The following is a 10,797-nucleotide window of genomic DNA, read 5'->3' as shown; positions in this document are numbered from 1 at the left end:
GGCTTGCCAACTGCAGGGCTACCGAAAGCCCGCCCTGTACTGCGAAGCAGTCAGGGTCGGGTAGTTTACTTTGTGGCAAGTGCTTGGAGTTTAGGGCAAGGGATCCCAAGTATCCTGCCGCCGCAGGGTAGCTTGTCGCAGCCGAGCCAAGTTGGCCGATCCAGTGCAAAAGGCAACAATGCGCAGCTCCTCGATCACGGCGCGAAAGGTGTCCACCACTGCCTGCATCTGTCCTTGGGAGACGGCGTGTAAAGCGGGGGCGGCCATACCCACCACATCGGCTCCCAGACGGATAGCTTTGGCCGCGTCGATGCCATTGCGGATGCCACCGCTGGCCACCAGGGGTAAGTCCGGCAGCAGGCGACGAATTTCCAGCAGGGACAAAGCCGTTGGGATCCCCCAGTCCCTGAAGCTGTGGGCAATGCGTTTTTTGAGAGCATCTGTTTGGCGATGGGCCTCCACCTCGCTCCAACTGGTGCCGCCCGCCCCCGCCACATCCAGGGCTGCCACGCCGCATTCGGCCAGCTGCTGGGCTACTTTGGCACTGAGGCCATTGCCCACTTCCTTCACCACCACCGGCACCGGTAACTGCGCCACCAACCGTTCGATGCGGCCATACAATCCACGCCAGTCGGGATCCCCTTGGGGCTGAACCGCCTCCTGGAGAGGATTGAGGTGCAGAATCAGCGCATCCGCCTCGATCATCTCCACCGCCCGTCGCGCCTGCTCCACCCCATAGCCGTAGTTGAGCTGAACGGCACCCAGGTTGGCCAGCAGCAGAATATTCGGGGCCACTTGGCGCACCTGGTAAGTCCGGGCTAGCTCTGGATGTTCCAAGGCTGCCCGCTGGGATCCCACCCCCATGGCAATACCCAACTGTTGGGCAGCGGCGGCCAGTTGTCGGTTTAGCTCATGGGCAGCCTCTGTTCCCCCCGTCATGCTGCTGATGAGCAGGGGTGCCTGTAGGCGTTTTCCCAAGAATTCGCAGCTTAGGTCGATCTCCGGCAACAGCAGCTCCGGCAGCGCCACGTGCTCAAAGAAAAACCGCTCAAAGCCGGTGCGGATCCCTTTGGCAGCCACATCCTGCTGCAGAACAATGTCCAGGTGATCCTGTTTGCGCTCGGAAATGGGGGGGAGAGAATCGGCCATCGCGTCAGCAGTGCGGAGCACCTTGGTCTTGGTAGAGATTGTCAGTCTACAACGCCGTGCGCTGCCAAAGGCGAACAGCATTGCCCGTTCGCGCTAGCGGGACGGAGTCCAAGGTGACTCGCTATCTACAACGACAGCGGTGCGGTTCCCGGTAGGGTGCCGGAGGCATAGCACTGTCGCGGTAGCGGTGCGGAGCACTGTCGCGGTAGCGGTGCGGAGCACTATGATGTGGGCGGGATCCCAACCGAACAGCCATGCAACCCTTGCACATCTTGCTGGCAGAAGGCAACCCTCATCTGCGCAGCTTGCTGTGTTGGCATTTGCAACAGGCCGGACACCAAGTTTGGGAAGCAGAGACCCTTCGCCAAGCAAAGACTCTGCTGCAACAGCAGCCCATTCACCTGCTGATTTTGGATGCGGAGCTGTCCAACCGCGGCGGGCTGCAATTGTGCCGGTGGGCCCATCGCCAGTACGATCTGCTGATTTTGCTACTCTCCCACCGGGGATCCGAAGCGGACATTATCGCCGGCCTGGAGGCAGGAGCGGACGATTACCTCACCAAGCCCTTTAGTATGCAACTGCTGGATGCCCACCTTCTAGCCTTGGCTCGGCGGCGACAGCGTCATATCCCCCCTACCTTTCTGCAGTACGGGGATCTCAAAATTGACCTGGTGCAACGGCGCGTCGCCTTGGCTGGGGAAGGGATCGACCTCACGCCTCAGGAGTTTAGCCTGCTGATGGTGCTGGTGCAGGCGGATGGGGATCCCGTCTCTCGTCTAGAGCTACTAGAGCGAGCGTGGCCGGATTCCACCGATAACCCTCGCACCGTCGATACCCATATCCTCTCGTTGCGCAAAAAGCTGGAACGGGATCCGCGCCAGCCCAGCTTGATCCACACAGTGCGCAATGTCGGCTACTGCTTCGGTCTCAACCCCCCGCTGCCTCAGGAACAGAAAACTCTGTCAGCCGCTGCAGGCGATTCAGGATCTGGGCCTCAGCGGCAGCGTCGTGGAGTCGCAGCGTCAGGCAAAGCACCTACTAAGGAATAGCTAGTTAACGTCAATTCCGCTAGGCAGAATCGGGATCGCTCAGTTGCAGCAGAGACCGGCGTACCCGCTGCTCCAAGGCCAGGTTGTGATGTCGGCGGCTGACCTGCAAAGCTGCCTGCAAATCCGAAAAAGCTGTTGCTTTATCTCCCATATTCCAGTAGGCCAGCCCTCGTCCGTACAAGCCATACTCGTCGGAGAGGTCAATCCGGTTCATATCCGCCTCCAGGCGAAAGGCCCGCTCGTAGTCGTCCAAAGCAGCTTTGATCTCCCCCAGCGCATAGAGAAGGTTGCCCCTGATGTAGAGAACGTTGGGCTGCTGGGGTTCTCTTTCTAAGCTGCGGCTGAGGTCGGCAATGGCCTCGTCAAAGTAATCACCACAGGCGTAGGTCACCCCCCGCTGGTAGTAGTGGGCTGGGCTGGGATCCCAGTAAATAGCCTGCGACCAATCGGACAAAGCCGCCTCCCAGGTGCCCAGGTAGCTGTGTAAACGGGCCCGCTGGGAATGGGCAAGCGCTGAGGTGGGATCCAAGCGAATGGCTTCATCCAGATGAGCTAGGGCCAAAGGCAGGGATCCCTGTTGCACGAGCAGGTTGGCCAAGCTGAGGTGGTGGGGGACGTTGGGGTGTAGGCGCACCAGTTCAGCAAACTCCGCCGTTGCTCCCTGGAGATCCCCCTGAGATTGACGAATCAGCCCGCGATAAAAATAGGGTTCTGGTCGCCGCGGGGCCAACCGGATCGCCTGGCCGAAATCCTCCAGGGCCTGGGGAACTTGGCCGAGGGCAAAGTAGGCTTCTCCCCGCAAAATGTAGGCGTTGGCCAGGCAGGGATCCCGTTGCAGAGCCAAGCTGAGCTGTTCAATAGCCCCCAGCAAATCCCGGTTCAGCCACCGTTCTCGACCACGGTTGTAGGCCAAGATGGCCGGACGGGTAAAGGCAGAGATGGCGGCTGCACCCACCAGGCCCATCACTGCCAAAAGACGATCCTGCCGCCAGCTGGCCATGCTCCCCAGCAACAGGGCAACCGCAATCAAAAGGCGCAAACCGGCAGAGTCGTGGGCTCTGAACATACTGCTCTGCACCGCTGTTACGAACGTATCCTGTTTTTTTAATCTGCTCGCGAGCTTCTCTCTGATTCTGCCCGATTTGGCAGCGAAAAACGCCGAACAGCTCAAGCCCAAAAAGCTCCCGTAGCTCACTTGGATCAAGAGTAGAAAGGGGATCCCCGTGCTCCTCCCAACCCTTTAGCTTGTGGGGGTGTGGGGGTAGCTAAGCCCCGCACTGTACCCGTAGCGTCAGTGTCGGGATACAGATACCCCCACATGGTGTATGATGAGAGTAGTTGCACAAAACGGCTTTGCCGGAATCTGGTGCAGCTACGCGGTGGGACATCCCGTGTCTGCTCGCAGAGGGTTCTTGCGTAGGCTCCCCGATGAAGCGAGAAGCCCACACTGTACCCGTAGGGTCAGTGATGGGAGTATGTCACGCCCAGAGCATCAACCGCAGCTCATAGGGATCGTGCATATCGGGGTGAAAGGGCAGCAAGCGGATGGCTAACCCTTGCAAGCCGCTGGCCTCATAGCAAATCTGGCCGGAAAAGATGGCCCGATCCTCCACCGTCTCCACATAGCGCAGGGAGATTGCCTGTCCTTTCTGAATCTGGCCATCATCCTTGACCGGCCCCTGGTAAGCTTGCACGATCACATCCTGAGGTCGCAGGGATCCCAGCCGCACTTCCACCGTCACGGTGAGGGGATCCCTGGCCATCACCACTTGGTCATCCTGTGCCAAGGCAAGGCCGGCAGCGGCAGCTTTCTTCGGGGTTTCGATCTGGACGTTGAGAACCTGGATGTTGTACCAATGCTCCTGCAGGTGGTTTTGCCAACGAACGAATTGGCGGGCCGACTCGAAGTGGTCACGGCGCATGCGGTCGAAGTAGTTGCTGAGAGGAATGTAGGCTCGCTGGACGTACTCCAACACCATGCGCTGCGTGCTGAACTGGGGGCAATTGAGGCGAATCGCCTGCTTCATGCGCTGGATCCACTGATGGGGTAGGCCATCGCTGCCGCGCTGGTAGAAGAGAGGGGCAACCTCTTGTTCCAGCAGGTCGTAGAGGGCATTCGACTCCACCTCATCTTGATAGGCGCGATCCTCATACTCCTCACCGCGGCCAATGGGCCAGCCGGTCTGGTAATAGTCAGCCTCGTCCCACCAGCCGTCCAAAATACTGAGGTTCTGTCCACCGTTGGCTGCCGCCTTCATGCCACTGGTGCCGCTGGCCTCCCGGGGGCGCAAGGGGTTGTTCAGCCACACATCCACCCCGGCCACCATCAAGCTGGTGACATACATGTCGTAGTCCTCAATGAAAACCAAGCGCTGGCGAAACTCCGGCTGCCGCGACACCTGCACGATCTGGCGGATCAGCTCTTTGCCGGGTATGTCGCGGGGGTGGGCCTTGCCGGCAAAGATAAACTGCATCGGGTACTGAGGATGGTTGAGCAAAGCCTTGAGCCGTTCCAGGTTGTGGAACAAAAGGGTGGCCCGCTTGTAGGTGGCAAAGCGGCGGGCAAACCCAATGGTAAGCACCTCCGGGTTGAGGGCCTCAGAGGCCCGTTGGATCTCAGCCGCTGAGGCAGCCCGTTTCTGGAGCTGTTCCATCAAGCGCTCGCGGGTAAAGTTAATCAGGCGGGAGCGGCTGCGCTCGTGGGCCCGCCACAATTCCCCATCCGGAATCCGATCCACCTTTTGCCAGAGGGGATCCGAAGGAGGAGCCTCTGCCCAATCCGGCCCCAGGTAGCGGTCGTAGAGGGCTTGGTTCTCCTCCCCCACCCAGGTGCGGACATGTACCCCGTTGGTGATGGAAGTAATCGGCACTTCTTCCAGCGGGATCCCAGGCCACAGCCGGCTGAACATCTTGCGGGAAACCGCCCCATGCAGCTTGCTCACACCGTTCACAAAAGAGGCCATGTTGATGGCCAGCACTGCCATGCTGAAGGGAGATTGGAAGTCGCCGGTATTTTCCCGTCCCAAAGCCAAAAAGCGCTCCCGGCTCAGGCCCATCTGGCTGTAGTAGAAGCCGAGGTAGTAATCGATCTTGTCGGGCGGGAACAAGTCAATCCCGGCAGGTACCGGCGTGTGGGTGGTAAACATCTGGCTGGACTTGGCCACCTGCCAGGCCTCTTCAAAGCTCAGCCCCTGCTCCACCATCAACAGGCGAATCCGCTCTACTGCCAAAAAGGCCGAGTGCCCTTCGTTCATGTGGTAGACGGTGGGATGGATGCCAAGGGCGCGCAAAGCCCGCACGCCGCCGATCCCCAGCATGATCTCCTGGTGGATGCGCAGATCTTGGTCGCCACCGTACAGCTCATCGGTGATGTCTTGGTCGTACTGGCTGTTGGGCTCGATGTTGGTGTCCAGAAGATAGAGGGGCACCCTCCCCACCGTCACCTTCCAAATGCGGGCGAACACCTTGCGGTTGGGATAATCCACCTCAATGCGAATTTCGCGGCCCTCCGCATCTCTCTGCAGCTCCAGGGGCATGTTAAAGAAATCGTTAACTGGGTAGCGTTCCTGCTGCCAGCCGTCGGGGTTGAGGTACTGGCGGAAATACCCCTTTTGGTAGAGCAAGCCCACACCCACCAGGGGCAAGCCCAGGTCGCTGGCCGCCTTGAGGTGATCCCCGGCCAAAACCCCCAAGCCGCCTGAGTAGAGGGGTAGACAATCCGCCAAACCAAACTCTGCCGAAAAATAGGCGTAGCACTCCCCTTCCACCGCTTGGGCCGAACGATACTTGCGATACCAAGTGTCCTCCTGCAGGTAGCTCTGCAGTTGTTGGCTGGCCCGTTCCAACTGGGCCAAAAAGCCGGGATCCTCCGCCAACTCATCCAGCCGTTCCTGCCGAATCCGACCCAGAAGAGCCACCGGGTTGTGGGCACAGGCATCCCACAGATCGGGATCCATGCGCCGGAATAGGCTGCGGGTTTCTACGTTCCAACTAAAATGCAGGTTGTAAGCCAACAAGCGCAGACTTTCCAGCGGAGTAGGCAGGTAGGGAGTGACCTTAAACGTGCGTAGCGGCTTCATAAAGAATCCGGGAGGAGCGTTGTTTCCACTGTCAGGCTACCTTGCCCTCAGCCTGAGGGCGTGGCTTTTTAACTTGAATGTCGATTTGTAATCCAGTGGATGCCGAGCTGTAATCCAACGGCTGCTCGAACTCCCTCAGGGCTCTATTTGGGATGGATCCGACTGCGCCCCTGGCCGATACGATCGCTGCCATTGCCACTGCGGTGGTGCCTGAACAGGGCAGCGTGGGGATTGTGCGCCTTTCCGGGTCACGAGCCCTTCCCATTGTCCAAGCCATCTTTACCCCTGCCCGCCGCAGCGCAGTCTGGGAGAGCCATCGGCTCCTCTACGGCTGGATCCGCGACGAGAAAGGCCAAATCCTAGACGAAGCGCTGGCTGTTTGGATGCAGGCCCCCCGTTCTTACACCCGCGAAGATGTGGCAGAGCTGCATTGCCACGGTGGCATCATGGTGGTTCAGGCCACGTTGCAACAATGCCTGCGGCAGGGGGCGCGGCTGGCTCAGCCGGGGGAGTTTAGCCTGCGCGCTTTTCTGAATGGCCGCATTGACCTCACCCAGGCCGAGAGTGTGGCCGATCTGGTGGCGGCCCGCTCCCCTCAGGCGGCCCGGATGGCCCTAGCAGGCTTGCAGGGTAAGTTAGGGGGATCCATTCGCGCCCTGCGCCAGGAGCTGCTGGGTTTATTGGCAGAAATTGAGGCTCGCATCGACTTTGAAGAGGATCTGCCCCCCTTGGACGTTGCTGCTTGGCAGGCCCGGCTCCAAGCTATACAAACCCAGATCCAAGCTCTGCTGGCCACGGCAGAACGGGGACAACTGCTGCGCACCGGGGTGAAGGTGGCCATCGTCGGGAGGCCCAATGTGGGCAAGTCCAGCCTGCTCAATGCTTGGTCAGGACAGGATCGGGCCATCGTCACCGATCTGCCCGGCACCACCCGCGACGTGGTGGAATCCCACCTGGTGGTAAAAGGGATCCCCGTTCAACTGCTGGACACTGCCGGCATCCGCGCCACCGAAGATCCGGTGGAACGGCTGGGGGTGGAGCGCTCCCAACGCCTAGCCCAGGCTGCCGATGTGCTGGTGCTGGTCATCGACGCCCAAGCGGGCTGGACGGCTGCCGACGCCGCCATCTACGAGTCGATCCGCCATCGCCCCCTCATCCTGGTGATCAACAAAACCGACCTCGCCCCGCCAGAGGGGATCCCTCTCCCCCCCGAGATTGCCCACCGCGTCCCCACGGTTGCCGCCCAAGGGAAAGGGATCCCGGAGCTGGAAAGAGCCCTGGAGCAGCTCGTCACCCAGGGACGTCCCCAGCCCAATCTGGAGATAAGCCTGAACCAGCGGCAGGCCGCTGCCCTCCAACAAGCCCAAGCCAGCCTGGAACAGGTGGGGCAGGCCATCCAAGCTCAGCTCCCCCTGGACTTTTGGAGCATCGACCTACGGGGCGCCCTGCATGCCCTTGGCCAGATCACTGGCGAGGAGATCTCGGAATCAGTGCTGGATCAGATTTTCAGCCGCTTCTGCATCGGTAAGTAACTCTATAGACTCCTCCTAACTCATACTCATTCTGAGTTTGTGTTACTATGGGCTCAGTTGGGAAGCCGAAGCGGATCCCCGATAATGGAAACACAATTAGGAGATTAGGCATGGTTACCGCCGAGAAAACCCGTCTCTACCCCACCCAGATCGATTTGCCAGCAGAGGCTCGCGCGCAACTGGTGGAGCTGCTCAACCAGTCCTTGGCAGACACGTTGGATCTGAAGACGCAGGTGAAACAGGCCCACTGGAACGTTAAAGGCATGCACTTCATCGCCTTGCACGAGATGTTCGACACTTTTGCCAGCACCCTGGAAAACTACGTGGACATGCTGGCGGAACGGGTTACGGCGCTGGGGGGCATCGCCCGCGGCACGGCTCGCATCGTTGCCCAAACCTCCACCTTGCCGGAGTACGATCTGGCCGCTGAAGAGGGTCGGGATCACCTGCAGGCTTTGGCAGCCCGCTACGCTCAATATGCAGCTTCCGTCCGCCGCAACATTGACCGCACCACCGAACTGGGGGATGCCGACACAGCAGACCTGTTCACCGAGATCTCGCGCCAGATTGACAAAGATCTTTGGTTTATCGAGGCTCACCTCCAGGCGTGACGCCGGCAAGACCCATCACAGGCAAGTGGATCAAGCAAAATGGGCGTTAACGTTCCCCTCCTGTATTTGGTGGCTCTGGCCAGTATCCTCGGCGTGGCGGGCTTCTTTGTCCTGCGGGAGGTGCTGCGGGTACGGGCCCAGGAAAAGGTCATCCGTGAGCTGCAGCCCCGCCTGAGCAAAGGCAAGGGATCCCCGCAGGAGCACTACGAGTTGGGCAGCGTCTATTTGCAAAAGGGCCTCTACGACCAGGCGGTTGCCCAGCTTAAAAAAGCCCTAGAAGTGGCTGGGGAGAACATTCCCCCCGTCTGCAACGCCCTCGGTTTTGCCTACTTCAGCCAGGGGCAGTACGACTTGGCCATCCGCTACTACAAGGATGCCGTGGCTGCGGATCCCGGTTATGTAACTGCTTGGAACAATCTGGCCCATGCCTATGAGAAGAAAAATCTCTATGGCCCAAGCTTGGAAGCTTACGAAACTGCCCTGAAGTTGGATCCCCGAAATGCCATTGCTAAGCGGCGCTCGGAGTCTCTGCGCAAACGGTTGCAGCCCAGCCCCTGAGGATCCCATCTGCAATTTCATCCGCAGAAATACTCTTGACCGCAGCACAGTTGTCCATAGGAGTTGGCTCTAAAGACTCCATCCTGCCTGTGCAGGCACTTCCTTATCCTCTCAAAAGAAGATTGATAATACTGAAATCTTGAGCGCAAATGTAAGATCCGGTATCGTGTTGCCTGGGCTGGTATTATGTCTTAAATAAAACGAGAGGCCATTTCATGGATTCGCAATCGGTAGCACCTGTGGTTTTGGTGATCCTGGATGGCTGGGGTTATCGGGATGCTCTCGATGGCAACGCGGTGCTGGCTGCGGAAACCCCTGTCCTGGATAGCCTTTGGGCTGCCTATCCCCACACCCTGCTGCAAGCTTCGGGTCGGGCCGTGGGCCTGCCGGCAGGACAGATGGGCAACTCTGAAGTTGGGCACCTGACCTTGGGGGCAGGGCGGGTGGTGCCGCAGGAATTGGTGCGCATCAGCGACGCGATAGAGACAGGATCCCTCTTCCAGGATCCCTTGTTGATGCAAGTTTGTCGCCAGCTCAGAGAGCGAGGGGGCCGTTTTCACTTCGTTGGCCTTTGCTCCGAGGGGGGGGTTCACTCCCACATCGACCATCTCTATGGGTTGCTCAAGCTGGCGGCCCAGGCTGAGATTCCGGCCTATGTCCACGCCATCACCGATGGCCGCGACACCTTGCCCCGCGATGGTGCCAGGGTTCTGGCCGCCCTGGAAAAAGAGCTGCAATGGCTGGGCAATGGCGTCATCGCCACCCTGAGCGGACGCTACTACGCCATGGATCGGGATCGCCGTTGGGAGCGCACCCAAAAGGCCTACGAGATCATGACCCAAGACGGCCCTGGCCGTGGACAAAGCGCCGCGGAGGTGATGGAAGCTTTCTATGCCCAGGATCTCACAGACGAGTTCATCCCGCCCACCCGCCTGGCTCCGGGGGCTGTGCAGCCGGGAGATGCGGTGCTTTTCTTCAACTTCCGCCCAGATCGCGCCCGCCAACTTACCCAAGCCTTTGTCTGCCCAGACTTTTCGGGTTTTCAACGCCCCTTGCTGCCGGCTCTCACCTTCATCACCATGACTCAGTACGAGGCGGATCTGCCGGTGCAGGTGCTGTTCAAGCCCCAGAACCTGAATCACCTGCTGGGCCAAGTGGTGAGCGAGGCCGGCCTCAAGCAATTGCGCATTGCCGAGACGGAAAAATACGCCCATGTCACCTACTTCTTCAACGGCGGCATCGAGCAGCCCTTCCCCGGCGAAGATCGCATCCTGGTGCAAAGCCCGCTGGTGACCACCTACGACCAGGCGCCGGAGATGTCGGCAGTGGAAGTGACCGACAAGGCGATAGAGGCCATCGCCCGCCGCGAATACAGCCTGGTGGTGCTCAACTATGCCAACCCCGACATGGTAGGTCACACTGGCAACTACGAAGCCACCATCCGCGCCCTGGAAACGGTGGATCGCTGTTTGGGCCGGCTGCTGGCGGCAGTGGTAGATGCGGGAGGCACTACTTTGATCCTGGCGGATCATGGCAATGCAGAGCTGATGTGGGATGAGAACGGCAACCCCTGGACGGCCCACACCACCAACCCCGTTCCCTGCATTCTGGTGGAGGGGGAAAGGCGTAAAATCCCCGGCTGTGGCGGCGATGTCAAGTTGCGCTCCAACGGCACTTTGGCTGATGTGGCCCCCACCCTGCTGGAGATCTTGGGCCTGCCTCAGCCCCCCGAAATGACAGGACGCTCGCTTTTGCAGCCGGCAGAATATACCATTCTCCAGCGGCAACCCAGTCCTGTGGGGCGGTAGGTGCCAGGGAT

At 59.9% G+C, this 10,797-nt stretch carries 8 protein-coding genes; 5 read left to right on the top strand and 3 right to left on the bottom strand.

Annotated elements, in window-relative coordinates:
- Positions 1-90: 90 nt before the first annotated feature.
- Positions 91-1,149: a type 2 isopentenyl-diphosphate Delta-isomerase gene (gene fni / locus NW840_RS11805; protein ID WP_414344467.1), complete on the bottom strand. Its 1,059-nt coding sequence runs from the start codon at positions 1,147-1,149 to the stop codon at positions 91-93.
- Between the two features lie 254 nt (positions 1,150-1,403).
- Here fni and NW840_RS11800 point away from each other — a divergent pair, with 254 nt between their 5' ends.
- On the top strand, positions 1,404-2,198 hold the full coding sequence (locus NW840_RS11800) for a response regulator transcription factor (RefSeq protein ID WP_414344465.1): 795 nt from the start codon (positions 1,404-1,406) through the stop codon (positions 2,196-2,198).
- Between the two features lie 19 nt (positions 2,199-2,217).
- Here NW840_RS11800 and NW840_RS11795 read toward each other — a convergent pair whose 3' ends face one another.
- On the bottom strand, positions 2,218-3,264 hold the full coding sequence (locus NW840_RS11795; protein WP_414344464.1) for a tetratricopeptide repeat protein: 1,047 nt from the start codon (positions 3,262-3,264) through the stop codon (positions 2,218-2,220).
- A 412-nt stretch (positions 3,265-3,676) separates the two neighbouring features.
- Positions 3,677-6,277 (bottom strand): alpha-glucan family phosphorylase, encoded by a 2,601-nt coding sequence (glgP, locus tag NW840_RS11790; RefSeq protein ID WP_414344463.1) that lies wholly within the window; start codon positions 6,275-6,277, stop codon positions 3,677-3,679.
- Positions 6,278-6,429: 152 nt separating this feature from the next.
- Here glgP and mnmE point away from each other — a divergent pair, with 152 nt between their 5' ends.
- The 4 genes from mnmE to gpmI all read left to right on the top strand — a co-directional run bounded on the left by mnmE (position 6,430) and on the right by gpmI (position 10,786).
- The gene (gene mnmE / locus NW840_RS11785) at positions 6,430-7,809 is read left to right on the top strand and encodes a tRNA uridine-5-carboxymethylaminomethyl(34) synthesis GTPase MnmE (protein ID WP_414344461.1); all 1,380 of its coding nucleotides are present in this window, start codon (positions 6,430-6,432) and stop codon (positions 7,807-7,809) included.
- Positions 7,810-7,919: 110 nt separating this feature from the next.
- A complete protein-coding gene (dps, locus tag NW840_RS11780) occupies positions 7,920-8,420 on the top strand; it encodes a DNA starvation/stationary phase protection protein Dps (RefSeq protein WP_414344460.1) in 501 nt (166 codons plus the stop codon).
- A 39-nt stretch (positions 8,421-8,459) separates the two neighbouring features.
- Positions 8,460-8,978, top strand: a complete 519-nt coding sequence (locus NW840_RS11775; protein ID WP_011434229.1) for a tetratricopeptide repeat protein — start codon at positions 8,460-8,462, stop codon at positions 8,976-8,978.
- A 215-nt stretch (positions 8,979-9,193) separates the two neighbouring features.
- Entirely contained in the window at positions 9,194-10,786 is a 1,593-nt protein-coding gene (gene gpmI, locus NW840_RS11770) for a 2,3-bisphosphoglycerate-independent phosphoglycerate mutase (RefSeq protein WP_011434228.1), read from the top strand.
- The last annotated feature ends 11 nt before the right edge of the window (positions 10,787-10,797 follow it).

This window comes from Synechococcus sp. R5-13 (assembly GCF_047462015.1).
GTDB lineage: Bacteria > Cyanobacteriota > Cyanobacteriia > Thermostichales > Thermostichaceae > Thermostichus.
Note: the sequence above shows the minus strand (reverse complement) of the source record. Positions and strands in the feature narration are given on the sequence as shown.